This window comes from Arthrobacter sp. H35-D1, assembly GCF_030063185.1.
In the GTDB taxonomy this organism is placed as follows: domain Bacteria; phylum Actinomycetota; class Actinomycetes; order Actinomycetales; family Micrococcaceae; genus Specibacter.
This window is the reverse complement of sequence record NZ_JASISP010000020.1, coordinates 61,163-85,466: the sequence shown is the minus strand read 5'-3', so window position 1 is coordinate 85,466 and position 24,304 is coordinate 61,163. Positions and strand designations below refer to the sequence as shown.

The following is a 24,304-nucleotide window of genomic DNA, read 5'->3' as shown; positions in this document are numbered from 1 at the left end:
CCCACCACGTGATCCCGTGGCAACACGGAGGGGAAACCAATATCAGCAATGCTGCCTTGCTCTGCGGACCTCACCACACCCTGATTCACCACAGCGAATGGAGGCTGGAGCTGGTTCAAGGCACACCTACCTTCACCGCCCCGTACCTGATTGACCCCATCCAAACCTCGCGCCGCAACACCTACCACCACGGCCTGAACAAAAGCAGCCACCACAACAGCACCCACAACCAACAAAACTGACAACAAAAGCCCCACCCAGGAGCACATATGGCTCGGGCATGGCATCTATGGGGCAATCATCTGGGGGGTAACGGGGGGAACAAGAGACTTCAGCGCGGTTTCGCTCGTCACACCGCGGAACGAACCAGCTTTCGAAGAGGGCCCAAGCGTCTACCGGCCCTCCACATTCACCTAGTCAATGATCAAGGGAGTGGCAACGATGCAGGTTGAAGTCAGGCGCATTGATGCCAACAGCACAACGGGTGCGACTTATTTGCCGGTCGTTTTCCGGCCTTGCCTCCACTGGCACTGGAGTGGTCAACGCACCACGTGCTCGGCCACTTCCGGCGATCTCCTGCGGGAGTACCAAAGCGATAGGACCAACGCCGCACCCCAAAAGAAGAACAGGGGATCCCATAGCCATGCATGACCGATCATCGCGATGGGATCGTCACCGTCTTGAGGACGTATGCCCCCGGCAAGCACAGCCCCGCTGACAAGCGTGTTCAAGCCGCCATAGATCACCAAGAGCGGGCCGCCGACCCGGCTCACCGCACGCCAGAACGTTCGCCAGCACAAGCGATCCTATGCGACGGCAAGGGGGATGCATGCGGCCAGAATTTTTCCCACAGCGATACCACCGAGGGCCAGTCCTGCCCCAAGTGGTGCTCCGGCCGACAGTTACACTGCCCATTGGCCGACAGTGGCCAGCAGCCACTGCCCTCCAAAAGCCCAGTACAAGCTGAACCCGGCATGGACCATGCCAGCTGTGAAAGCGATCCACACAAAAGGGCGGCTAAGAAGTGCTCTTTTAGCGGGCGTCATGCGACCCACTGTAGCCACTGCGAGACAGGGAGACCATGGACGGCTGCTCTCCACCGTAGTTTCAGTCCGGATGGTACCCGACGTTGATCACGTTTCCGTCCGGTGCTCGGACAAAGAACCGCCGGTGTCCCCACGACTCAGTAGTTAGCGGGTACACGATTTCGTAGCCGAGCTGCTGGGCTTGTTCATAGGCGCCCTGGATGTCGTCCGTCAAAACAGAAATGACAGCGTCTTCGGGCGCGGTTGCATCACGCGTGACCAGTTGGACGGTCGTTTTAGTGTCGGGTGAGGCGTATCGAGCCACCCAGCCCATGTTGAATTCCTCGGTTCCCAGCCCCAGATAGTCGGTGTAGAAGCCCTTCGCCTTGACTATGTCGGCTACTGGAAGATTCGCAATGATGCTTGTGGTGCGCATGTCGGTACTCCTGTCTGGAATGGATGTACGTCCAAACGCTACAGTGCCTGCCTGTGCCCGGAGCACGGGCGAGCTGTCGGCCTCTTCGGAAGCAGACGTGGTGAAGCTGGGAGTGCTGCGTCCATCGTTTACGCGGATCATGTCAGTCGATGCGTCACCGCTGCCTTCGGCATCTAGGATCCTTGTTTTCGATATGCAGCGGGGCTGGTGCCGAAGTGCCTTGTAAAGGCGGTACTGAACGCGAACGGACTTCCATATCCCACCCTTTCTGCAATACGTGTGAGGGTGAGGCGTGGGTCGGCAAGCATTTCGCTTGCAAGCAGCATGCGCCACTTGGTCAGATAAGTCATGGGCGGTTCGCCGACGGCAGCACGAAACCTGCTCGCTACCGTCGCGCGGGACACATTCAATGTGGTTCCCATCGATGCGATCGTCCATGGGTTCGCCGGTGAATCGTGAAACAGCTCCAAGGTCTCAGCGACGAGCGGATCAATTTCTGCCGCCAGCCATCCGGAGGCTCGTTCCGGGTGTTCGCGCACCCACGCTCGAACGGCGTGAACGAGCAAAACATCAAGCAGCCGGTCAATGGCTCCGCCTTGTCCCGGTGCATCGGTGCCAATCTCCTCCTCGAGGACCTGCAGAAGTGCCGGATTCATTGCACTGGCGTCAACGCTCGCCACCCTCGGGAGCACTGCCGTGACCGTCCTGCCTATCTGGGCTGCTGTTTCATAGGTGCCAATCAGCATCGTCGTTTCACCGTCGGAAGTATTGCCCCACGTGCGAACACCCCGGCTCATGCGGAGCTGAACGTCTTCGCCGGCGGGTGTTGTGCAAGTCTGTCCTGGATGCACAATGACATGCCTTTCTCGCGCTGGATGGTCCGCGACCCGATACGGCATCGGTCCACGAACGACGGCGACGTCGCCAGGCTTGAGACGGTGGCGTTCACCATCGGCAACCACCCAGGCGCTGCCAGTCATCACGACGATCACGGTCAGCGGAGCACAGTCTTGCACGTCAATCGACCACGGCGGATTCATGACCACCCGAAGGGCGAATGCGCGACGAGCACTGGGGCCGTCAAGCAGGTGGCTGAGTGGATCCATAGGCAGAGTCTAGACGAACACGTATGAATATGAGCCAACAGAATATGGTTCGTCTGCCCAATATGATGTTGACTTGCCACAAGAGAAAACAAGCGGGCAAAGACTCGTCTGGGCTGCCTTCATGGCTGGCATCCCTCCAGTAGGAGCTGACCCCATTTCTAACAGACAGCTGACAACAACAAGGAACGTGACAACGATGCTCGGCACACTTGGCACAGCCCTCACGATAATCACGGCAATCGGTGCGAGTCTGGCAGGCGGTATCTACCTCGCATTCTCCACCATCGTCATGCCGGCGTTGCGCATACTGCCCGCAGGGGAGGCGAGCACAACTATGAGGAGGATCAACGAAATGGCCGTCAGGGCACCATTCATGTCAGTCTTTTTCGGAGGGGCCGCAGCTGCAGCGGCGGTGGTCGTCACTCAGCTCGTCAGCGACGAGCCGCCGACGCCGGGTGCGACTCGGACCATCGGAGCGGGACTCGTACTGGCCAGTTTCGTGGTGACTTTGGCGTTCAATGTCCCTCGGAACAACGTGCTCGCAAGCAACACGGCCGCGTCCACCACCATTGCTTGGGAGACTTTCGATCGTGGGTGGAGCCGCGCCAATCACCTTCGAGGAGCCCTGGCGATTGTCGGTGCCGCCGTGCTCACGACATCGTTGGTGCGCCAGAACACCGACCATGGCCCCGGACCCATCGCTGGCCACCGCTTGATGACAGCCACAGCGGATCAGCGACTTCGCGTGCCCACTGCACGGCGCACATGCCCAGTGGCCTTGCTTCTCTTGCCGAGGCCATGGACAAACAAGTGGGAAAAGTGTTTATGCTACTGGATTGGCGTCGAAGGAGACTCTCATGAACAGCCAGTCGGTTACTTCCCCGGACGGAACCCGGATAGCTTGGACCAGACAGGGTGCAGGACCGCCGCTGGTCATGGTGCACTGTGTGGCGGTGTCGCGTGCCACCACCCCTCAACCCACGTTGCCTAACGCGTTGGCCCGGCATTTCACGGTCTACACTTATGACCGGCGCGGCACCGGCGAAAGCGGCAACACCGGGCCGTACTCGGTGGAACGCGAGTTCGAGGACCTTGGCGCCGTCATGGCGCTTGATCCACGCGATCCCGTTGTCTACGGCTTCTCTTCGGGAGCAACATTGGCCCTCCAAGCCGCCGAGGCCGGTGCACCCATCCGCAGTCTCGCCCTTTTGGAGCCGCCGCTGTTCGCCGATGAGGACCCCACCTTCACCCTGCGGGTGGAGGCCCAGCGACGCATCGACTCGGACCTCGCCGACGCACACCACTGGTTCGACACTGAGGTAGTGGGCGTCCCCGAAGATGTCCTTGCCGGAATGCCTCCGCTCAGTGACGAGGGTCTGCGGAACACCCGCACGATCGTGCACGAACTGACGTTCCTGCCTGGAACTCCTGCCCACCGTTTCGCAACCGTTGAGACACCGACACTGCTCATGGCCAGCGACCACACTGCGCAAGAAATCCGCCAGTGGGCCATGGAGCTCGAAAAAGAGATGCCAAACGCAAAGCTACGGGTGTTGGCGGGCGAATGGCACGGTGTGGATGATGCCACCCTCATGCAGACGATTTGGCACCATGTGTCCAATGGTTCGTAGTTGTGCGCAGCTGAAAATTGCCTGTTCGCCCCCTGTCGGGCAATTCGGGGCCTGGGCAGCGCGGGCGGTTGATGTGCCTGCCCAGGGAGTGGTGAAACCGTGCCATGGTTGCTGTGCCCACTGGCGCGGGGCTGCACAGTGTCACTATGCTCAATGACAACCTGCAATATGCATGGCGGGAATTCTCATGAAACTCGAGTTCATGTACGCCCCGACCACTGATCTGTTGGGATCACTGGCCTTGTACCGCGACGGTCTCGTTTGCGATGAGGTGTGGCGCGAAGGCGACGCCACCGTCGCGCTCGCTCTCCCTGGAACCGACGTTCAGCTCATGCTCGACGTCAACGATCCGGATGCACCCATGGGTCCGCTCTTCGTCGTCGAAAGCGTCGAAGTGTTCCATACCGGCCGTCCCAGCAGTCTGCTTGTTGTCGCCGAGCCTTCGGAGATTCCCGGTGGCTTTATGGCGAGCTACAAGGATCCGGCGGGAGGGAGCATCTACGTCATGGACCAGTCCACCGATGCATCGCCTGAATGAACGCGAGACGCCGACGAGGTGGCCGGGCTGCGCGTTGTACCTGGGGAAGGGGAGTTGGCTTGCACTGAACCTTCCACGCGGGTGAGCCATTCCGTGAGCAGCGTGCCGATGAGTTCTGGCTGGTCCAGATGTGCATTGTGTCCTGCTTGGTCGAGGACTGCGATGGTGGAACGCAGATAGTGCTCGGCCAAAGCGATCTGGTCCACAAACCCCACAACGTGGTCCTGGCGTCCCAAGAGAATGGTTGTGGGCCCGGTAAATCTCGGGGACCTGTCTTCGGGCTCGACGCTCAAAGTGTAGTTGGCTGAAATACGATCGATGGCTGCTTGGTCAAATGCCCTTAGTCCCGGGAGCGCGTGATCGCGAAAACTGGCCCAGTTGCTTGCTGATTGGACCACGGCGAGTTCGGCATAGTCTGCAGCATCGACAGCGGGCAGTGACGCCAGAAGGCCGGCATCCTCCAACAGGACGGTCTTGGGCGGCACAGTGCGTTGGGAGTCCTCTGCCACCGCTACCGGGCAGAGGAGGCCCAAACCCAAGACCTGATCGCCAAATTCGGCGGCCAGATACCGTGCAATCATGCCGCCAAAGGAGTTTCCGAGAACGGCAAATCTGTTCTTGCCGAAGGTGTCACGGGCGAAGGCTGCAACCGCTTTGGCCACGGCATCTGCACTGTCAATTGCAGGGCCTGCACTGGATTTGCCCATGCCCGGCAGGTCCACGTAAATGCGTTGCCATTGACCTCGAGCGGCAAAGACAGGATCAAGGCCCATCAGTGAATGATGATCAACGCAGAACCCGTGAATCATCAGGATGGGTGTGCCTGATCCACGGACGACGGAATGCATCTGGGAAGGCTAACACGGCACAGCAGCAGCGACACGCACCAAGACGGTGAAGGCCCTTGTAGTCTGGGTATGTTGAGCAGAGCGGCACATGATTACTACCGGACGAGCGTGAAGATACCCCGTGGACCAACGCACCATCATTATCACTGGAGCCAGCAGCGGCATCGGGGAAGCAGCTGCGCGAACGCTGGCCCAGACCGGGGACAAGATCGTTGTCATTGGACGTTCGGCGAAGCGGACCCATGCAGTCGCCTCCGACATTGGGGCAGATTATTTAGTGGCGGATTTTTCCCGGCTGGACCAAGTGCACGAACTGGCTACAGCCCTCAAGGAGAGCTATCCGCGGATCGACGTGCTGGCAAACAATGCCGGCGCCATCATGGGCCGGCGTGAACTGACCGCGGACGGCCACGAGAAGACTTTTCAAGTCAATCATCTCGCCCCGTTCTTGCTGACGAGGTTGCTTGAAGATGTGCTGCTGGCCAGCCACGCCAAGATCGTCAACACTGCCAGTGTGGCCCACCAAGTTTTTGGCAAGCTCAACCTTGACGACCTTGAAACGGCCCAAAAGTACTCGTCCAACCGCGCCTACGGCAACGCCAAACTGGCCAACATTCTCTTCACAAAGGAGCTTCACCGCCGTTTCAACGGACGGGGCATCTCTGCAGCAGCGTTTCATCCAGGCGGGGTTGCCACCAATTTTTCTGCCGGTTCCAAAAGTTGGTTGCGTTTCCTCTACGGCAGTGGAATGCGTTCCTACATGCTCACGCCTGCCCAAGGCGCCCAAACACTCGTGTGGCTTGCCATCGGCGAACCTGGATATGATTGGTCCTCCGGCCACTACTATGCCAAAAGAAGACCCGCCCGCACCAGCCGTCAGGCCAACGACCCCGACTTGGCCCGGCAGCTGTGGCAGCGCAGCGAGGACATGGTGTCCGCATGGTTGCCATGACGGGGCGCTGGGTGTTTCGAGGGCATATCGCCGGGTTGGGCACCGGGTCGGGGCTCCGTGCGGTGGTGGGTATCTGGAAGGCGTCACCTTTTGGCGCCTTTACCGACGTCATGGTGGAACTGCCCTCAGGGCTGCGGCTGCTGCTGGCCCCGCGGGCGGAAATCGCCGACTTCATCCAAACCACCTACACCTTCGACGACGTCATGCTGGTGCCGGTTCACGCGGCACTGGGGCCGAACCATGAGAGCGGGAAGCAGTTGCAGGTCCACGCCGGCCCCCTGCGCATCGACGCCCGGATTGGCGGACCCACCAAGCTTGGCGGCCTCATTGCTCTGGTGCCCCGCGCCCTGGCGGTCCACCCCCGGTGGTTGACGTTGATCAATCCTCTGGCAGCGGCCTTGATCCCGGGCGTGCGAACGGCGGGAACAGCCTCACAGGGACGCCAAGAGTTCTACGGCGTGACCAAGCTGCGCGCAATCAACTCCGCTGCCACAACGTGGAAAGGGCACGACGCCGGCCCGCTGGCCGATATTTCCCCTGCCGTGCGCTTTGGCTTTAGCAGTGTTCCGACCAAGCCCGCCTTGGCCACGGTCCAGACCACCATAGTGGCCTCGGACCCGGCAGAATAAGAGGCGGGCAGGACAAGAAATCTGGCTAGAAACTGGCGCCTACCCGCCCTTGCACCGTCTGCGGCACAGCCAGACAACGACTCCCACAAGCACGGTCCCCGCCAGCACGGCGGGGCCAAAGCGCTTGGCCAGCACCGGCAGCACGGCTGACCCGAGATCCAGTTCCGGGGCCGCCGCGGGCGGGATTCGAGCAGGTCCCGGCTCCTGCCGGACAACACCCGGAGCAGCAACACCTGGAGCACTGTGAGAAGTTGCTGCAGCATCGGCCGGCACGGGAGTCGGCAGTTTTGGCGGCGCCGCTTTCTGCGCGCCACCCTTCGCCGCGACCGTTCCCGGGGCAGGGGTTTCGGCTTCTGCTCGGTCGCCCGGTCCGCTTCCGGCAAGGTCTGCGGCGCCGTGCCCGGCGCCGTTGCCGGCGACGCCTCCGGGCACGGGTGCTTTCTGTCCGGCCTTGTCGATGACGCACTGGACAAATTGTTCCAGCAGCTTGTCTGAGATGTCCTGGATGACGCCGCGCCCAAACTGCGCCGGCTTGCCCGTGACGTTCATGTCGGTGGAGACATCCACCGTGGTGCCCTCGCCGTCTGCGGCCAAAACTGCCGTCACTGTTGCCCCGGCTGTGCCATTGCCTCGCTTGTCCTTGCCAGATGCACGGATCACGACGGTGTGGACCGACTCATCGCGGGAAAGAAATTCACCGGTTCCCGCATACATCATCGCGATGGGGCCGAGCTTGATCTTGACAGTGCCGGTGAAGGAATCCTCTTCCACGTTCGTCAAGGTGGCGCCGGGAAAGCACGGAGCAATCTCCTCGAGCTGGTTGAAGGATCGCCATGTGTCCGCCAGGGAACTGGGAACCGTGAAGTGGTGTTTGAGTTCCATGACCGACCTATTCCCGTGTCCGTTTGAGGCCATCGGGCTGCAGACCGGCAGCCTTCATGACCGCTCGTTTGGCAACCACCTGGACCAAGTGGCGCCGGTATTCGGCGTCCCCGTTCAGGTCGCTGGCCGGTTCGGTTCCCTCGGCGGCATGCGCGCAGGCTGCCGCAATGGCCTCCTGTGTCAGTGCACAGCCTGCGAGCGCCGCCTCAGTTGCCGTGGCACGCAGGGGAGTACTGGCCATGTTGGTCAGCCCCAGCCGAGCTTCGGCAATCACGCCATCCTGGATCCTGACCATCGCGGCGACGGCCACAATGGACCACTGCTGGGCCACACGGGTGAACTTTTCATAGTGTGCGCCCCATCCGGTGTACTTGGGCACCTTGATGCTTGTCAGGATCTCACCGTCTTCCACGGCCGTGGTGAAATAGCCCTGAAAGAAGTCGGCGGCATCCACAGAGCGTTGGCCGTTCGGTCCGGACACCGTGAACGTTGCCCCCGTGGCCAGCACCGGCGCGAGCATGTCGCCGGCCGGATCGGCATGGACAAGGGCTCCGCCAAAGGTGCCACGGTGGCGGACTTGGGGATCGGCCACGGTGCCTGCCGCCATTTGCAGCAGCGGCAGGTGCGTTGCCAGCAGGGGATCGGTCTCCATCACATGGTGTGTGGTCATGGCACCGATGGTGAGGAAATCGCCGTCGTCCGTGATGCCGGAAAGGCTGGGGATCCTGCCCAAGTCGATGACAAGGGATGGATCTGCCAGCCGCAGCTTCATGACGGGGATGAGGCTTTGCCCCCCGGCGAGGACCTTGACCTCATCCCCGGCCTCATCGGCGGCGGACAGCAGGCCCAGCGCCTCTTCGACCGTGGTGGGCGCGGCGTAATCAAATGCGCTCGGAATCATTGCACACCTCCACTGGTTTTGGCTTCCTGCAGGGCATGCCACACACGCGAGGGCGTGCACGGCATCTTGATGTCTTTCACGCCCAGATGCCGCACGGCGTCCAGCACCCCGTTGACAATTGCGGGGGTGGAGGCGATGGTGCCTGCCTCGCCCACGCCCTTGGCGCCCAGCTGGTTGCTGGTGGCCGGCGTTTCCGTGCGGTCCGTGATGTAGTGCGGCAGGTCGGGAGCGCCGGGGACCAGGTAGTCCACAAATGATCCCGACACGAGGGTTCCGGCGTCGTCGTACACTGCCTCCTCATACAGCGCTTGGGAGATGCCCTGCGCAAGGCCTCCGTGCACCTGCCCTTCCACGAGCATGGGGTTGACCACCACTCCGACGTCGTCCACACAGACATACTTCAGCACGCTGACGTGCCCGGTTTCCGTGTCCACCTCCATGGCCGCCAGGTGGGTGCCGTGCGGGTAGGAGAAGTTGACGGGGTCGAAGGTGGCTTCCGAGTCCAGGTTGGGTTCCACCCCGTCCGGCATGTTGTGGGCGGAGAACGCGGCAAAGGCAATCTCGCCAAACGCGGTGGATTGCTCTGTGCCCTTGACGGTGAACGCGCCGTTGGCGAACTCGAGGTCGTCCTCGCTGGACTCCATCATGTGTGCGGCGATGACCTTGGCCTTTTCAATGACCTTGTCCGCCGCGGCCAGTACGGCCATGCCGCCCACCGTGAGCGAACGGGATCCGTAGGTGTCCATCCCACGCTGGGACACCTGCGTGTCCCCGTGCAGCACTTCGACATTTTCAAAGGGCACCCCGAGCCGGTCTGCGACGAGTTGGCTCCATGCGGTTTCGTGGCCCTGCCCATGTGCCGAGGAACCTGTCACGACCTCCACGTTGCCTGTGGGCAGCACTCGCACTTGGGCGTGTTCCCAGCCGCCGGCTGCGTAGTTCAGCGCACCGAGCACCCGCGACGGGGCGAGTCCACACATTTCGGTAAACGTGGAGACGCCAATGCCCAGCTGGACGGGGTGATTGTTCTCGCGCCTGCGTTTTTGTTCGGCGCGCAACCCCTCATAGTCGAAGAGTTCCACGGCCTTCGCCGTGGCGGCCTCATAGTTGCCGGTGTCGTATTCCAGCCCGGCCACGGTGGCGAACGGGAACTCGGTGTGCTTGATCCAGTTCTTTTCGCGCAGTTCCAGGGGGTCCATGGCCAGTTCGGTGGCGAGTTCGTCCATCATCCGTTCGATGGCGAACGTTGCTTCCGGCCGGCCGGCGCCGCGGTAGGCATCAGTCCACGGTTTGTTGGTGAAGATGTTGTTGCACTCGAACCTGTACGCCGGGAACTTGTAGATGCCGTTGTACATGAACGCTCCCAGGATGGGGATGCCGGAGGTGATCAGGCCCAGATAGGCACCCATGTCCGCCAGCAGGTTCACGGAAAACCCCGTGACAATGCCTTCCTTGGTGGCGCCGATCTTCAGCCGCTGCACCTGCGCCCGTCCGTGGTGTCCCACCTGCAGGGATTCGCTGCGGGTCTCGGTGAACTTGCACGGCTTGCCCATGCGCCGGGCGGCCACCACCGTGATGATTTCCTCCGGCGTCACCTGCAGCTTCCCGCCAAAGCCACCACCCACATCCGGAGCGATTACCCGGACTTTGCTTTCCGGAATGCCCAGTGTGATCGCGAGGGCGAAGCGCAGAATATGCGGAATCTGCGTGGAGCTCCACATCGTGATTTGTTCCCCTGTTGGGTCAACCACTGTGGAGCGCGGTTCCATGAAGGCCGGGATAAGACGTTGCTGGTACAGGGTCCGCTCCACCACCACCTCGGAATCGGCCAACGCGTCCTCAACGGACGTGCCGGTGCCGGCCTCGGCCGAATCAAACACCCAGGTGGCGGACTTGTTGGACTCCAGCGTGGTGTGCGCCAGAACCTTGTCGGTGAAGGCCTCCTCCAAGTCCATGACCACGGGCAGCTCGTCGTAGTCCACATCCACCAGTTCCACGGCGTCGCGTGCTGCGGCCACACTGCGGGCGATGATGACCGCCACGATCTCCCCTGAGAATGCCACCTCGTCCACCGCGATGGCGGGGTGCTCCGGCGCCTTCTGGTCGGGAGTGACGGGCCAAACGTTGGGCAGGCTGCCCTGCTCCCCGGCGATGTCGGCTCCCGTCAGCACGGCAAGGACGCCGGCGGAGGCCTTGGCAGCAGAGACGTCGATGGCCGTGATCTTGGCGTGTGCATAAGGACTGCGCACCATGGCCAGGTGCAGCATGCCCGGCAAGACCATGTTGTCCGTGTAGCGCGAACGGCCAGTGATCAGGTGTGCATCTTCCTTGCGCAGCCGCGCCTTGCCGATTTCGTTGCGGCCAATGTCGGCGCGGCCTGCGCCTGCGGGGCCGGATTCAGCGGTGGTGGTCATGACACACCTGTCCTTTCGCTGCCGTCGGCGGCGAGATCATCAACGAGGTCATCGGAGACGGAGACACCGCTTTCGTCGTATTCGACGCCGTCCGCGACACTCTTCACGGCGGCAACAATGTTTTGGTAGCCGGTGCACCGGCACAGGTTCCCTTCGAGCCCGTCACGGATTTCCGTTTCGGTGGGGTGCGGGTTTTCCTTCAGCAGTGACGCCGATTGCATGATCATCCCCGGGGTGCAGAAGCCGCATTGCAGGGCATGGCACTGGTGGAATGCTTCCTGCAGCGGGGCCAGCTTGCCGTTCTGCGCCAGGCCCTCGATGGTGGTGACCTGGTGCCCGTCCGCCTGCACGGCGAACATGGTGCACGACTTCACGCTGACCCCGTCAAGGTGGACGGTGCAGGCGCCACAGTTGGTGGTGTCGCAGCCGATGAGGGTGCCGGTCTTGCCCAGCCGCTCTCGAAGGTACTGGACCAGCAGAAGTCTTGGTTCGACGTCGTCGGTGTACGTGACGCCGTCAACGTCGACGGTGATGGAAGTGGAACTCGCCATTGAGATCTCCTCGTGTCCGTGGAGACCAAGCATGACAGCCCGGCTCCAGCCCATGATGTGTTTCAGGTTACATGAGGTCCCGCCGGAACGTTAGGGGTCCTCGTGTTCGGCGTCGGCCAGGGGAACGTGGTGGATCCGCGCCTCCATTCCACTGAGCCGCCCGCCCTTGCCGCCCCATCGCAGCGCAATAATTTCCGCGGCAATGGAAACGGCCGTTTCCTCCGGTGTGCGCGAACCCAGGTCCAGTCCAATGGGGCTGGAAAGTTTGGCAAGCTCGACGCCGGACAGGCCCGCCTCCCGCAGCCTGTCCATCCGGTCCTCATGCGTCTTTCGCGAACCCATGGCACCGACGAAGGCGACGTCGCGGCGCAGCGCCACCTCCAGCAGCGGCACGTCGAACTTCGGGTCGTGGGTGAGCACGCAGATCACGGTGCGCGGATCCACCAAGTCCGCGTCCAGCTGGGCCTGCAGGTAGCGGTGCGGCCACTCCACCACCACCTCGTCCGCCACCGGGAACCGGGCCTTGGTGGCAAACACGGCCCGGGCGTCGCACACCGTGACCCTGTAACCCAAAAAGCTGCCCTGTTTGGCCACCGCGGCGGCGAAGTCAATGGCACCGAAGACCAGCATGCGCGGCTGCGGGGCAAAGCTGGCCACAAACACGCGCATGCCGTCCCCGCGGCGCTCGCCGTCCGGACCGTACATCAGCGTGGTGTTCCGACCGGCAGCCAGCAGCCCCATGACGTCGTCGCTGACGGCGTGGTCGGCGCGGGCGCTGCCCAGCGTCCCGTCAAAGCCGTCCGGGTGGACCACCAAGTGGCGGCCCAGCCACGCAGCATCGGGGTGCTCGATGACGGTGGCAATCGCCACGGGGTTCCCGGCGTCAACATCGGCAGCCACCCGGCCCAGCTGCGGGAACGATTCCTGTGTGACGGCTTCGACAAACACATCGATGATGCCCCCGCATGTCAGGCCCACTTCAAAGGCGTCGTTGTCGCTGATGCCGTAGCGCTGCAGCACGGGGACGCCGTCTTCGATCACCACCGAGGCGAGTTCGTACAGGGCGCCCTCCACGCAACCGCCCGAGACGGATCCCACCGCCCGGCCGTCGGCGTCGACCATCATGGACGCGCCGGCCGGGCGCGGGGCCGAACGGAAGGTGCGCACCACTGTCCCCAGCCCCACGGTGTGCCCTGCAGCGACGGCGTCCACCAAATCCTTCAACACTTCACGCATTGCCCATCACAACCAACAACTCCTTGAAGCTCGTCAATGAATGGCCCCCCACAAACGAATCAACGTGCGGCAGGATGGCCTTGATTCCCTGCTGCACGGGCTGGTATCCGTCCTTTCCCCGGTGCGGGTTGGCCCAGATGATGCGCCGCGCCACATGGTGCAGGCGCTCCACCTGCCGGCCCAGAAGTGCAGGATCGCCACGCTCCCAGCCGTCGCTTGCCACCACCACGACGGCGTTCCTCATCGCCGCACGCTGGCCCCAGCGGTCATTGAAGGCGCGCAAGACTTCGCCGAGCCTGGTGCCCCCGGACCAGTCGGGGACGGTTCGTCCGGCCAGGGCCAGCGCATCGTCCGGATCGGGCAGCCGCAGTGCTGCCGTCACCCTTGTCAGCCTGGTGCCGAGCGTGAACACCTCCACTTGGGCGGGCGCGGCCACCACCACGCGGTGCGCCAAGCGCAGCAGGCTGTCCGCGTAGGGTGCCATGGACCCGGAGACGTCGATCAGCCAGACGATCCGGCGCGGCTTCCGGGGTGCCCTGGCGCGGCGCAGCGGGCCTGGTTCGCCGCCGCGGCGCAGTTGGTCCCGCAGCGTGCGGGCACGGTCGATTCTGCCGTGCCGGTCAAGGCGGCGACGCCGGCCCTGGCGGCTGGGCAGGGTGACAGGCAGCTCGGCAAACATGTGGTTGAGCAGGGCGCGTTCTGCTGGGTCGAGGGTGGCCACATCGCGGTGGCGCAGCAATTCGCGGCGGCTGGCCACGGCCCGCAGCGCCTCACTGGATTCTGTGCCATCGCGGCCGCCGTCGTCGTCCAGGGCTGCCGCCCGCACTGTGGTTGCGACTGGCCCCTGTGTCGTGTTGGCCGAGTGGCTGGGGGAGAACCACGCCTCAAAGGTGCGGCGATAGGACTCCAGCTCCTCCGGCGCTGCGCACAGCGTGGCCCGTCCCGCCCAGAACACGTCCGTTCTGTTTTCGATGGACAGCAGGGAGACTGCGTCAACAAAGCTGCGCGAGCGGTCCGCCGTGACTTTCACGCCGGCGGCGCGGACGGCGGCGGCAAAGGCCAGCAGAATTTCCTCGGCTGAATGGACTGCCTGCAGGGATGCTCCCGGCGCACTTTTTGCCTCCCCGCCCGCCATGGCTCAGCCCAGCATCCTGGCCAATGCCGCGGAGACGCGTTCGGTGTCCTCGCGGTACTTGCAGAGCGCGCCGATGCTCGCTGCCGCAGAGGCCAGGTCCAGGTCCGGGCTGCCCAGCAGGTGCAGGGCCCGGGCCCAGTCGAGTGTTTCGGCAACCCCGGGCGGCTTCATGATGTTCTCGCTGGACCGGATTTGCTGTACGGCCCGCACCACCTGTTCGGCGAGCAATGCCGGGACCTGGGGAAGCCGGGTGCGGACAATCTCCACCTCGCGTGCCAGTCCCGGATGGTCGATCCAGTGGTACAGGCAGCGGCGCTTGAGTGCGTCGTGCAGATCCCGGGTTCGGTTGGACGTCAGCACAACCAGTGGGGGAGTGGAGGCCTTGACGGTGCCAAACTCCGGGATGGAGACCTGATAGGTGGAGAGCACCTCAAGCAGGAATGCCTCGAATTCGTCGTCGGCCCTGTCGATCTCATCGATCAGCAGGACAGCGGGGCTTTGCTGGAGGGCTTTCAAGACGGGGCGGGCCAAGAGGAAGCGCTCGTCATAGAGGGAGTTTTCCAGCTCGGCAGCCGTCAGGTCGCCGCCGCCAGCCTCCACGCTGCGCAGGTGCAGGATTTGTGCCGTGAAGTCCCAGTCATAGAGTGCTTGGGAGGCCTCGATGCCCTCGTAACACTGGAGCCGGATGAGCGGGAGACTGAAAGCCTCGGCAAGCGCTTCGGCCATGGCCGTCTTGCCGGTGCCGGGCTCGCCTTCAAGAAGCAGTGGCCGCTCCATGGCAAGTGCCAGGTAGCCCACGGTCGACAGACCCTCGTCGGCCAGGTAACCGGTGGAGGCCAGCATGGCGGACAGTTCTGCTGCGGAACCCACGGGCGTCGTCGTCATGGCACCAGCATAGGGCCAACCGGTGGGCAGCGTTCGGCGCGGCAGCCCCCCCCCCACCCCGACGCTCCATCACTTTCAGGGCGCTTTTCGGGAACGCTCCAGCATTATCGGGGTGTTTTTAGGCGACGCTCCAGCATCAAGTGGAATCGGGCCCAGCAGGTGGAGCTGTTCGGGTGTGTCGATATCGGCCCCGTCGGTGAGGTCCGAGCAGTCCACCACGTCAATGGCGTCCGGGTGCGTGGCAAGGTACTCGCGGGCGCCCGCATCACCGGAGGCGGATTCGGCGGCCAAAACCGCGTGCTCCCGAGTGAAGAGCACGGGGTTGCCGCGGCGCAGTCCTGCTGCGACCGCTGAGCCACGGCTGTTGAGAGCTGGGGGAGTTCCTGTCGCTTTGGTGACACCGTGGGGGGAGCGAAACCCGGCGGCCGTGATTCGTCCAGGTTGGTGCGCCTTCAACAAGCGGGACACCAGTATCGCGTCCATGCCGGGTTGGTCCACGAGAGCCACCAGAATCTGCCCCGTGTCTGCAGAATCAGGGCTGCCAGCAATTGCCGCGGCGACTCCGGCGGCGAAGGAGCTTCCCATGCCTTCGCTCCAGCGAGGGTTTTCCACCACGGTGCAAGCTGGCGGCAGCGAGACGGCCCGCACTTTTGCTGCACCGGCACCAATCACCACGACCGCTTCATCGCAGCCGCCGCCCAGCAGCTCCGCGACGGCGTGCTGGATAAGCGTGGTCCCATTGAACGGCAGCAGCGCCTTGGGTCCGCGGCCCAAACGGGTACCGGCACCGGCGGCCAACAGCACTGCCGTTGTGTGTGTCATGGCACCCACCCTAACGGGGTCCAAGGCTGGCGGCGGCAACGATGGGGGAGATCTGGCCTTGTAGCGCATTGACAGGGGAGACGTTTTCCTTGTCCGCAGGTCAACAAGGAGTGCACCCATTTCGTGCTCGGTTGGGAGGTGGATGTCGTGTTTTACGTAGAAGTCCTGACGGATGACCATCATCGCACGGTATTGGCCTCCCGGAAAAGACCCCCGAAAGTGCAGGGCCTTCTCCCCTTGGGGATCGGAATCGCAATAAGCCCGATCTGGGGTATCCAGCTGACCGGCCTAGCCACAAGATGATGTAAAGATCAGTACATACGAGCACAGTATGTGGGGGTATTGGCGCGGGGTTCGGGCCCAGGTCCGGTCAGCTGAATACCCCAAAACCCGATACCTATAATCGCGGCAATCCTCATGTTGTTGTCGACGCGCGCGAGGTCGACGAGCGTCGGCTTCATGCTCGGCTGGGTCTTCGGTGTCGATGTTGCAGTGGTCGTCTTCACGTTGTTGTCGGCGATTCTGCTGGCGTCGACTCCCAGCGCGACACAGCCGACCGTTGGCGTCATTGAGCTGATTCTGGGCGCCCTGCTCCTGTTGCTTGCAGTGCGCCCATGGAGAGGACGACCGAAAGCGGGAGTCGAACCGGCGCTTCCGAAGTGGATGGGTGCGATCGATTCGATGACCTTCTGGCGTGGCCTCGGTCACGGTTTCCTCTTGGCGGCAGTCAACCCGAAGAACCTGATGATGGCGATTTCGGCAGGTCTCTCGATTGGTGCCGCGTCACTGGGTGTGGGACAACAGGCGTTGGTCATCGTGACCTTTGTGATCATAGCCAGCTGCACCGTGGCCATCCCGGTGATCGGCTATTTGGTGGCGGCCGAACGGATGAGGTCCCTGCTCGACAGCTTGCGTGCGTGGCTGACTCACAACAACGCAACGATCATGTCTGTACTCCTGCTGGTCATAGGTGTCGTGGTAGCTTCCAAGGGCATCCAACAGTTCTGAGCCGGATGTTGCGGCGCGTCTACAGCGGTGTATCCTCGCGGGAAGTTTCCCAGTCCTCGGGACCGCTGGAGCCCGCAGGGTACTCCTCTAGCGGCACGTCGTTGTTGGCCCACGCCTCGACCACCGGTTCGATGATCCGCCAACACTCCACGGCGGTGTCTCCGCGGACGAAGAACATGGCGTTGTCCGTCAGCACTGCCTTGAGCACTTCACCGTAGGGGAGTAGATCAGTCTCGTTGAGATCGGCCCTGAGTTCGGCGCGGTTCAGGCTGTAGATGTCCCCGGGACCATTGACGTCGATGTCGAGTTGCAACTTCGCCGGTCCCACACCCATCCGGATCCTGGTCGCTGTGGAAGTTCCCGTGAAGCCCGTGGGCAGATGCGGGAGCGGCTTGAACGTGACGATGGCTTCCATCTTGTCCTCACCGAGTGACTTGCCAGAGCGAAGAATGAACGGGACCCCGGTCCACCGCGAGTTGTTAATGCGGACTTCGATCTCTGCGAGCGTCTCAGTGTTGTTCTTGCCGTCCACCCCTGGTTCGTCCACGTAGTTTGGTACTTTTCGGTCGCCGATCTTTCCCGCCGTGTAACGGGCCCGGCGGGTGGTCTTGGCATAGTCATTGCCCACTTCGGCCGCGCGCATGACTTCGGCAATCCGATCCCTAACGTCCCGTTCGTCCAAGGTGGCAGGCTCGTCCAAAGCAATGAAGGACATGATCTGCAGCAGGTGGCTTTGCATCATGTCCTGTAACGCACCGGTGGAATCGTAGAAGCCGGCGCGACCCTCCAAGGTGATGTTCTCATCAAAGAAGATCTCCACCTTCTCAATGTGACGGGTATTCCACACCGGCTCCAGGAAGTGGTTGGCGAACCGCACCCCCAGAATGTTGAGGACGGTTCCAGTGCCGCGAAAGTGGTCCACCCGGTAAACGTGGTTCTCAGGCAACAACGCTTCTACAGTCTTGTTCAGTTTTCGGGCCGACTCTTGCCCTGAGCCGAACGGTTTTTCCATCACAAACCGGGTGTTTTTCGGCAGGTCGTCCGGATTGAGCAGATCGCATGCTTTCTCGGTGACGGAGGGTGGCAGGGCAAAGTAAACGGCAACCGGTTGCGCAACGGATTTCAGAACTTTTGCAAGTTCCCCTTCCGCGGTGACGTCCACTTGGTGATAGCTGCTGTTCTTCGCCATCTCCTGCAGTTCATTTTTGCCGACTGTGCCGTTGGCCTTGTCCTCTCCCGAACTGATGCCAAAGGACTCCTGTACTTGACCGCGCCACTTCTCCTGCGACCAGTCGCTGTTGCCGGCACCCACCAGATTAAGTCCTTCGGCACCGCCCATGGAGATCAGGCTGGCCAACCCGGGCAACAGGAGCCTCGCGGTGAGGTCGCCAGAGGCGCCAAGAATCACCAGCGTCTTTATCTCGTGGCCGTCCTGCTTTGGGTTCGTCGAGGAGTTCATGATTCCGCCGTCCTGATAGCTGGTGGACCGAGCATCCGGTGACCCGGTATTTTCCCATGCTAGTCCGGCTGCCGAGGAAGTGGCCAGGTGGGTGGGGGAATGGATGGCGCCAGTGCTGCAAGGGCGTCGACGGCGGTCTGTGCCAAAACCGCTGCGAATTCGGATAGTGCTTTCGGCACACCGGCGTTGAAGCATGCGACAGGTTGGTTCCCTCGTGAACGTTCCGCCAGCACTTCGCCAAGCATGGCGGTGTCGTTCGCTGCAGCGACGAGGAAACTAGCAAGCTCGTCCTGTTTCTCTCCTGTGCTTGGCTACTATCCTGCGTCTGACTTCCCTTTTATGTCAGGGCCGGCCTGTTCCGCGGCGGCATGGGGGAGCAGAAGAACGGCAACCGCCAGCAGGTCCAAGTGGTCCAGCCGGGCTGCACGTAGAAGTCGCCGCAAAGTCCTGCTCCGTATCCGGTGGGCAATGACGCGTTGCGCGGCCAAGACGCGGAGGTCGCTGCGCGCGTCACGGGCCCGGTCGACGGCGTTTCCAGCCACAACGCTACCTTGTCCGCAAGGCCCGCGGCGCTTCCACGAAGCGCGGCCTCAATGCTGTCCAGCACACGCCGCGCTGCAACGGAAACCAACGCCACCGGGTCGGGCGTGAACAGGATCTGGCTGTCAATCAAGCCCACCACACCGCCAATCGCCGCATCCACGATCCGGCTTCTCGGGTTCTGCAGGGAGGGCCGGATCAGCACGGAAAAGCGCAGAGTAGGCTCCCTGGATAGAGGCGAGGCGACGGGAATCCAGGACAGCAGCTGCCCCCAACCCCAGAACGACGGCGATGACACCGGCCACCAGGTCGACAGCTTGGCGTGCCCGTTCGCCGTTGCCGCCTGCGAGGCTAATCATCACCGCAGTCGCCGCGAATACCGGATACTGGTGGTCCAATAGCGCTGATGCCAGCCACCATGCAACCCCGGCGGCCAGTCCGCATTGCGCGATGACAGGACGCGCAGTCCGGAGCCGCCGCCATGTTGAGGCGGGGCCGGCCACTTGGACCGTGGTCCTCACTACCCGACGAAACGGGACGCGCTGCTTGTTCATCCGGCTTCTCTCCTCAGCCCACCGCGACCTCGGCAAAATCCAATCCCAGCGTTGCGGCCAAGTGTAGGGCGTGACCAGGGCATGGGAAACAACAGCATGCACGTCGATCTGGGGGTGTGGTGGAGAAACTGAGGTTGGAGCGGGACGGAAACGGCGACGAACCCAACACTTCCTTGGATCGCACGCACACCACCCGCGTGGTCCTGGTCCCGATCGGTGCCGCTGTGGGCGGTTTCATCTTCGGGTTCGACAGTTCAGTGATCAATGGCTCCATCGAAGCTGTACGAACCAATTTGGACTGACAGAAGGCATTACCGCCTTTGTGGTGGCCATCTCCCCGATAGGCGCCGCAATTGGTGCATGGTTCGGTGGCCCCGCCGCGAATAAATGGGGCCGTACGCGGGCGATGCTCATGGTGGGCAACCTCTATATTGCGGGCTCGCTGGGCTCCGCGTTCGCCTTTGCTCCTTGGGATCCGGCGGCTTGGCGCGTTAGCGGCGGGCTGAGCATCGGTGCCGCTTCGGCCATTGTCCCGTCTCATATTTCGGAGATTGCGCCCGCCAGGCTGAGGGGACAACTCACCTCATTGCAATGGATGGACATTGCATTGGATATCTTCGTGGCGTAGTTGATGGACGATGTCATTGCAGGTGCAGCCGGAAGCGCCGCTGACGAATTCTGGTGAGGTCTGCAGGCCTGGCGCTGGATGTTCCTGGCCGCAGCCATCCCCGCCGTCTTCTACGCAGTGCTGGCACTGCGGTTGCCGGAGTCCCCGCGCATGCTGATAGCAAATGGCGACGTCGAAGAAGCCACCGCCGTATGGGAGCATGTGCACGGACGCGGTGAGAGCGAATCCAAGACGCTGGTAGATTCCATCCGCAAGTCCATCCGCAGCGATTCCAAGCCTTCATTCAGGGATCTGAAGGGCGGCACGCTTCGCCTGGTTCCCATTCTTTGGGTTGGCGTCATCATCGCCGCCTTCCAGCAGCTGGTCGGCATCAACGTGATTTTCTATTACTCCAATTCGTTGTGGCGATCCGTCGGATTCAGCGCCAAGTTCGCTTCCAACGCTTCGGTGATCACAGCCGTCACCAACCTCGTGGTCACCATGGTGGCGATCGTCCTGATCGACAAACTCGGACGCCGCCCACTTCTGCTGATAGTTTCCTCAGGCATGACCATCAGCCTGGCGCTCATGGCGATCAGCTTCAGCCAAGCCTCCATTGTCAACGGTGAGCCCCAATTGCCTGAGCCATGGGGGACTGTGGCACTGGTCGCGGCCAACTGGTTTGTGGTCTTCTACGCCTTGGCTTCCCTGGTGCTCGTGTACTTCAAGGTTCCAGAAACCAGGAACCTTCCGCTGGAGGAGATGGCGGACAGGTACAAACGTGAGCGCCGCAACGCTGACAAGACCACGGCCTGATCATGCCAGCAGCCCCGGCGGCATGGTGGACGAACAAATCGTCGGTATGGAAATGGTGGGGGAGTGGGGCCGACCAGATCAACCGAAGGCACGGGATGGGGCACCCGGCACGCCCGGCTTGAAATCTAGTGAAGACAAGGGGTCGCCGATGCGTTTACGCGAACCGCCTTACAGGGCGTCACCGGCGTGGTCGCGTTTCCATTTTGAGACCACCGATCGTGGTGCTCGTAAGCTCCAGGAGCGCCGAATAAGTTCTGCAAGTTCTTGGACGTCGATCGAGTCCAGGTCGACGAGTACAACAGGGTAGCCGTTGTAGTGGGAGGTCGTGAAGAACTTCTCCGGATCGGAGGCGAGTACTGTTTCCTTGGCCGTGAGGGATTCGACCCACACCACGAGCCCGTAGGGATCATCCGGGATCCAGGCAAAGATCCGGGGTTCGGTGCGCCACGACGGACGGCCTCCGTAGGACGGCTGCTCGTAGGCGCCAGGCAACTCCAGTGCGATGCGGCGAACGTCGGTCTCGGTAACCATCATTGCTCCTGACTATTGCTTGCATGGATGCACGACGACGACGGCTGCCGAGGTCGTCAACGTCCGGTCCCGGTCGACAAGCTTCACATCGGCCGTCTCCGCAGGCTGGGACCTGGGCACACACAATACGACAGTGGATCAATAGGTGGGTCCGGTCCTGCCGGGGGATTGCGAGCAGTCGCTGGTCTGGTGCAGACTGACGGGATGGCTGACATCGCGTTGTTTCATTCCGTCCTTGGCGTTCGACCAGGCATCCACCATGCGTCCGATCGGCTGCGCGCCGATGGCCACAACGTCCTGGTCGTGGACCAGTATGACGGCCGGGTTTTCGACGACTACGAACAAGCGGGCGAGTTCGCCGAATCGATCGGCTACCCGGCGCTCATGCAACTCGCCCTCGAGGCCGTGAATGATCTCCCGGACGGATTCATCACTGCCGGGTTCTCCAACGGAGGGGGCATGGCCGAATACGTCGCGACTCAGCGGGAAGTTGGCGGTGTGCTGATGCTGTCCGGAGCACTGGATCTGTCCATGCTCGGTGTCGAGTCGTGGCCTGCGGGTGTGCCGGCGCAAATCCACTACACCGTCGATGATCCTTTCCGGAACCAAGGCTGGGTTGACGCAGTAGCCAAGCAAGTGCAAGCGGGCGGTGGAAACGTCGAGGTGTTTGACTACGCGGGCGCTGGCCACTTGTTCACTGATCGTTCGCTTGAATCCGAATACGACGAACAGTCCGCCGAATTGTTGTGGACGCGTGTGCTTTCTTTCTGCGCCTCGCCACCCAGTTGATTGTCCCGTCTCGTCTAAGCTTGACTCTTCTGTGTCTGTCAAGCTGAGGCGTCGACTGTCCTGTAGAGGAACTCCTGCGGAACAGCATGAGGCGGTTGAAGGGTGAGTTTTCATTATGGTCGCCTGCAGGATTCGTGTTTGAAGTGGGGATAGATATCAACGGATGATTCTTATAACTGCAGCGACGTTTGTCCCAGTCGTCACACGGTCGGTGCCCGGTCTTCGTGGCTGACAAATCCATCATATTTCTACCTAGATAAGAGGTATCCGCAGATTCGGAGCATATCTCCCGCGGTTGCCAATGGTCGCTGCGAAGGCCCCGCCGTCCGCTGTCATTCATCTCGGCTCTTAGGTCTCCCGGGCGGTGCGGACGGAGGATGGGTGACGGCAAGAGGTGCGGGTTAGCCGGTGGAGGGTCAGCGCAATCACCGCCAAGAAGATGACAACGGCTTGGGACAGCGCAGTCAGAGACATGTCGAAGAACCAGACGAGTTCGTACATGGCCGGGAAGGGCGGCTGCCCGGGATTAGGACGTAGAGCCCAACTGCTGCGGGGACTACGGCTTGTGTCAAGAAGAGGTTGCCTTCTCCGAAACCCGTGGGAGAGGCGGACTTGTAGCCAGGGGCGAGTCGGGTGTGGACGACGGCGTCCACGGCCAAAGCTGCCAGCACCCGAAGCACCGCGGTCATGGCTGTGGGACGGTGACGATGGATCGTCTCCGAGGGTTCCCTGTACGCGCCTTGACTGGAGCATTTATCCTAGGTTATTTGACGACCAGGGTTCCCTGCATGCTGGAGTGGTAGGTGCAGTGGTAGGTGTAGGAACCGGGTTTTTTGGGCGAGGTGAACGTGACACTGTTACCGGGTTTGACGACGGCGTCGAAGGATCCGTCGTCGGAGGTAACAGTGTGGGCTTGGGCGTCCATGTTCATCACGGTTACAGTCGCCCCGGCTGGAACGCTGTCCGGGCCCGTATAGGCAAAGGATTCGATGTGGATGGTCAACTCGACTGCGGTCTCAGGAGAGCCCGTGGTGGGCCCGGTTGGGGATGCGCTCATACTGGGCTCCACCGGTGCGGCTGATGAAGCCGGAGCTGATGGGCCGGTCCCTGTCCCGGTGGTCCCGCAAGCGCTGATACCGACGATGGTGGCTGCGGAGATTAGGGCGAGTGCGAGACGTTGGTGCTTTTTGTTCGTTGTCACGGGTTCCCTTTTCATGGAGCTAACGAAAGAAGCCATTCAATGCTCTCTGGTGCATAGGTCGCAGTGAGGCCTATGCAGTGTGGCTGGAAGTCAAGGTGGCATACACGACGGTGTTGTCGAGGTATTCCCCAGTGGCCGGATCGTAGCCTCCGCAGGTAATGAGTCGAACTTCTGGACGGGTGGCGTTCCGGTAGACCTCCACGGTCGGAAAGGTCGCTTTGGGGTAAGTCTCGGTTTTGTCAACAGTGAACACCGCCGCGGTGCGGTCGCTGCGTATGACGGTGAAGGTCTGCCCCGGCGTGAGTTCGTGGAGGCGGTAAAACAGACCTTTGGAGGAGGTATTGGTATTGACGTGGCCGAGGATGACGGCGGAACCGGTTTGTCCGGGGGCGGGTGAGTGTTTGTACCAGCCCCCTGGAGACCCCGCCTCGCCAGACGGGGTCTCAATCTCGCCGTTGGCCTGTTTACCTAATTCCAGCAAGGCTGCGTCTACACCGATGGATGGGATCTCCACCCTGACCGGAACGGACGCGGGTAGCGCCGCGTCCGGCGCAACAGCAACAGGTAGCGGAGGAGGGGTGGAAGTAGGTGCCACTTGAACCGTTGCCGGGGAGGGCGTCGCCGTTGCGGGCGAAGCAGTACCAGTAACGAAAGGTGCGGCGGCGGACACTTTGCCGGTTCCATTCGGTACCAGCGGTGGGTCATGGAGTCCAAAGCCGATGGTGGTGATGCCACCGGCTAGGAGCAGGGCAGCCGTCGTGGACGCGGCAAGGCGTCCGCGACGACTGCTAGGCTCAAATTGCATCAG

25 protein-coding genes and 2 pseudogenes are annotated in these 24,304 nt (G+C 62.3%); 10 read left to right on the top strand and 17 right to left on the bottom strand.

The annotated features are described in order from the left end of the window. A partial coding sequence (locus QMG25_RS16235) for an HNH endonuclease (protein ID WP_283462047.1) occupies positions 1-242 on the top strand: 242 nt, incomplete at its 5' end. 865 nt (positions 243-1,107) lie between these two features. Here QMG25_RS16235 and QMG25_RS16230 read toward each other — a convergent pair. Then, the gene (locus tag QMG25_RS16230) at positions 1,108-1,461 is read right to left on the bottom strand and encodes a VOC family protein (RefSeq protein WP_283462046.1); all 354 of its coding nucleotides are present in this window, start codon (positions 1,459-1,461) and stop codon (positions 1,108-1,110) included. Positions 1,462-1,634: 173 nt separating this feature from the next. Then, positions 1,635-2,567, bottom strand: coding sequence for an AraC family transcriptional regulator (locus QMG25_RS16225; protein WP_283462045.1), 933 nt, complete (start codon positions 2,565-2,567; stop codon positions 1,635-1,637). A gap of 334 nt (positions 2,568-2,901) precedes the next feature. On the opposite strand from QMG25_RS16225, the pseudogene QMG25_RS16220 reads away from it, so the two are divergent. The 3 genes and pseudogenes from QMG25_RS16220 to QMG25_RS16210 all read left to right on the top strand — a co-directional run. After that, positions 2,902-3,156: pseudogene (locus QMG25_RS16220) on the top strand (anthrone oxygenase family protein); the annotation flags it as partial. Positions 3,157-3,424: 268 nt separating this feature from the next. Continuing rightward, on the top strand, positions 3,425-4,198 hold the full coding sequence (locus tag QMG25_RS16215; RefSeq protein ID WP_283462044.1) for an alpha/beta fold hydrolase: 774 nt from the start codon (positions 3,425-3,427) through the stop codon (positions 4,196-4,198). A gap of 187 nt (positions 4,199-4,385) precedes the next feature. After that, on the top strand, positions 4,386-4,736 hold the full coding sequence (locus QMG25_RS16210; protein ID WP_283462043.1) for a hypothetical protein: 351 nt from the start codon (positions 4,386-4,388) through the stop codon (positions 4,734-4,736). On the opposite strand, the gene QMG25_RS16205 is transcribed toward QMG25_RS16210, so the two are convergent. Beyond that, positions 4,697-5,545 (bottom strand): alpha/beta fold hydrolase, encoded by an 849-nt coding sequence (locus QMG25_RS16205; RefSeq protein WP_283462054.1) that lies wholly within the window; start codon positions 5,543-5,545, stop codon positions 4,697-4,699. The two genes, QMG25_RS16210 and QMG25_RS16205, sit on opposite strands and share 40 nt — an antisense overlap. A 160-nt stretch (positions 5,546-5,705) precedes the next feature. Between QMG25_RS16205 and QMG25_RS16200 the strand changes: the two genes are divergently transcribed. Beyond that, positions 5,706-6,536, top strand: coding sequence for an SDR family NAD(P)-dependent oxidoreductase (locus QMG25_RS16200; RefSeq protein ID WP_283462042.1), 831 nt, complete (start codon positions 5,706-5,708; stop codon positions 6,534-6,536). Beyond that, positions 6,524-7,165 carry a hypothetical protein gene (locus QMG25_RS16195; RefSeq protein WP_349307152.1) on the top strand — a complete coding sequence of 214 codons (642 nt, stop codon included), beginning with the start codon at positions 6,524-6,526 and terminating at the stop codon, positions 7,163-7,165. Before QMG25_RS16200 ends, QMG25_RS16195 begins: the two co-directional genes overlap by 13 nt. A 39-nt stretch (positions 7,166-7,204) precedes the next feature. Here the strand turns inward: QMG25_RS16195 and QMG25_RS16190 are convergent, their stop codons facing one another. The 8 genes from QMG25_RS16190 to QMG25_RS16155 form a co-directional block, all read right to left on the bottom strand. After that, a complete protein-coding gene (locus QMG25_RS16190) occupies positions 7,205-8,047 on the bottom strand; it encodes an SRPBCC family protein (protein WP_283462041.1) in 843 nt (280 codons plus the stop codon). Between the two features lie 7 nt (positions 8,048-8,054). Beyond that, positions 8,055-8,948 carry an FAD binding domain-containing protein gene (locus QMG25_RS16185; RefSeq protein WP_283462040.1) on the bottom strand — a complete coding sequence of 298 codons (894 nt, stop codon included), beginning with the start codon at positions 8,946-8,948 and terminating at the stop codon, positions 8,055-8,057. Beyond that, complete coding sequence (locus tag QMG25_RS16180; RefSeq protein ID WP_283462038.1) at positions 8,945-11,362, bottom strand: xanthine dehydrogenase family protein molybdopterin-binding subunit; 2,418 nt, start codon at positions 11,360-11,362, stop codon at positions 8,945-8,947. Before QMG25_RS16180 ends, QMG25_RS16185 begins: the two co-directional genes overlap by 4 nt. Next, on the bottom strand, positions 11,359-11,913 hold the full coding sequence (locus QMG25_RS16175) for a (2Fe-2S)-binding protein (RefSeq protein WP_283462037.1): 555 nt from the start codon (positions 11,911-11,913) through the stop codon (positions 11,359-11,361). The genes QMG25_RS16180 and QMG25_RS16175 overlap by 4 nt, the downstream gene beginning before the upstream one ends. Positions 11,914-12,003: 90 nt before the next feature. Then, positions 12,004-13,149 carry an XdhC family protein gene (locus QMG25_RS16170; protein WP_283462036.1) on the bottom strand — a complete coding sequence of 382 codons (1,146 nt, stop codon included), beginning with the start codon at positions 13,147-13,149 and terminating at the stop codon, positions 12,004-12,006. Then, positions 13,142-14,284, bottom strand: coding sequence for a vWA domain-containing protein (locus QMG25_RS16165; RefSeq protein WP_283462035.1), 1,143 nt, complete (start codon positions 14,282-14,284; stop codon positions 13,142-13,144). Before QMG25_RS16165 ends, QMG25_RS16170 begins: the two co-directional genes overlap by 8 nt. Positions 14,285-14,287: 3 nt before the next feature. Next, positions 14,288-15,169, bottom strand: a complete 882-nt coding sequence (locus QMG25_RS16160; RefSeq protein ID WP_283462034.1) for an AAA family ATPase — start codon at positions 15,167-15,169, stop codon at positions 14,288-14,290. A 75-nt stretch (positions 15,170-15,244) separates the two neighbouring features. Continuing rightward, on the bottom strand, positions 15,245-15,991 hold the full coding sequence (locus tag QMG25_RS16155; protein WP_283462033.1) for a nucleotidyltransferase family protein: 747 nt from the start codon (positions 15,989-15,991) through the stop codon (positions 15,245-15,247). A 378-nt stretch (positions 15,992-16,369) separates the two neighbouring features. On the opposite strand from QMG25_RS16155, the gene QMG25_RS16150 reads away from it, so the two are divergent. Then, positions 16,370-16,999 (top strand): GAP family protein, encoded by a 630-nt coding sequence (locus tag QMG25_RS16150; RefSeq protein ID WP_283462052.1) that lies wholly within the window; start codon positions 16,370-16,372, stop codon positions 16,997-16,999. Between the two features lie 19 nt (positions 17,000-17,018). Here the strand turns inward: QMG25_RS16150 and QMG25_RS16145 are convergent, their stop codons facing one another. The 3 genes from QMG25_RS16145 to QMG25_RS16135 form a co-directional block, all read right to left on the bottom strand. Continuing rightward, complete coding sequence (locus tag QMG25_RS16145; protein ID WP_283462032.1) at positions 17,019-18,458, bottom strand: glucose-6-phosphate dehydrogenase; 1,440 nt, start codon at positions 18,456-18,458, stop codon at positions 17,019-17,021. A gap of 337 nt (positions 18,459-18,795) precedes the next feature. Beyond that, complete coding sequence (locus tag QMG25_RS16140) at positions 18,796-19,161, bottom strand: hypothetical protein (protein ID WP_283462031.1); 366 nt, start codon at positions 19,159-19,161, stop codon at positions 18,796-18,798. Then, positions 19,124-19,357, bottom strand: a complete 234-nt coding sequence (locus QMG25_RS16135; RefSeq protein ID WP_283462030.1) for a hypothetical protein — start codon at positions 19,355-19,357, stop codon at positions 19,124-19,126. Before QMG25_RS16135 ends, QMG25_RS16140 begins: the two co-directional genes overlap by 38 nt. A gap of 314 nt (positions 19,358-19,671) precedes the next feature. On the opposite strand from QMG25_RS16135, the gene QMG25_RS16130 reads away from it, so the two are divergent. Both QMG25_RS16130 and QMG25_RS16125 read left to right on the top strand, forming a co-directional pair. Then, positions 19,672-19,854: a hypothetical protein gene (locus QMG25_RS16130; RefSeq protein WP_283462029.1), complete on the top strand. Its 183-nt coding sequence runs from the start codon at positions 19,672-19,674 to the stop codon at positions 19,852-19,854. 20 nt (positions 19,855-19,874) lie between these two features. Then, positions 19,875-20,975: pseudogene (locus QMG25_RS16125) on the top strand (MFS transporter). Positions 20,976-21,143: 168 nt separating this feature from the next. Here the strand turns inward: QMG25_RS16125 and QMG25_RS16120 are convergent. After that, positions 21,144-21,509: an MmcQ/YjbR family DNA-binding protein gene (locus QMG25_RS16120; RefSeq protein ID WP_283462028.1), complete on the bottom strand. Its 366-nt coding sequence runs from the start codon at positions 21,507-21,509 to the stop codon at positions 21,144-21,146. Positions 21,510-21,710: 201 nt separating this feature from the next. Here QMG25_RS16120 and QMG25_RS16115 point away from each other — a divergent pair, with 201 nt between their 5' ends. After that, complete coding sequence (locus QMG25_RS16115) at positions 21,711-22,295, top strand: dienelactone hydrolase family protein (RefSeq protein ID WP_283462027.1); 585 nt, start codon at positions 21,711-21,713, stop codon at positions 22,293-22,295. A gap of 763 nt (positions 22,296-23,058) precedes the next feature. Here QMG25_RS16115 and QMG25_RS16110 read toward each other — a convergent pair. Both QMG25_RS16110 and QMG25_RS16105 read right to left on the bottom strand, forming a co-directional pair. Continuing rightward, positions 23,059-23,352, bottom strand: a complete 294-nt coding sequence (locus QMG25_RS16110) for a cupredoxin domain-containing protein (RefSeq protein ID WP_283462026.1) — start codon at positions 23,350-23,352, stop codon at positions 23,059-23,061. A gap of 214 nt (positions 23,353-23,566) precedes the next feature. Then, positions 23,567-24,301, bottom strand: coding sequence for a class F sortase (locus QMG25_RS16105; RefSeq protein ID WP_283462025.1), 735 nt, complete (start codon positions 24,299-24,301; stop codon positions 23,567-23,569). Between the last annotated feature and the right edge of the window lie 3 nt (positions 24,302-24,304).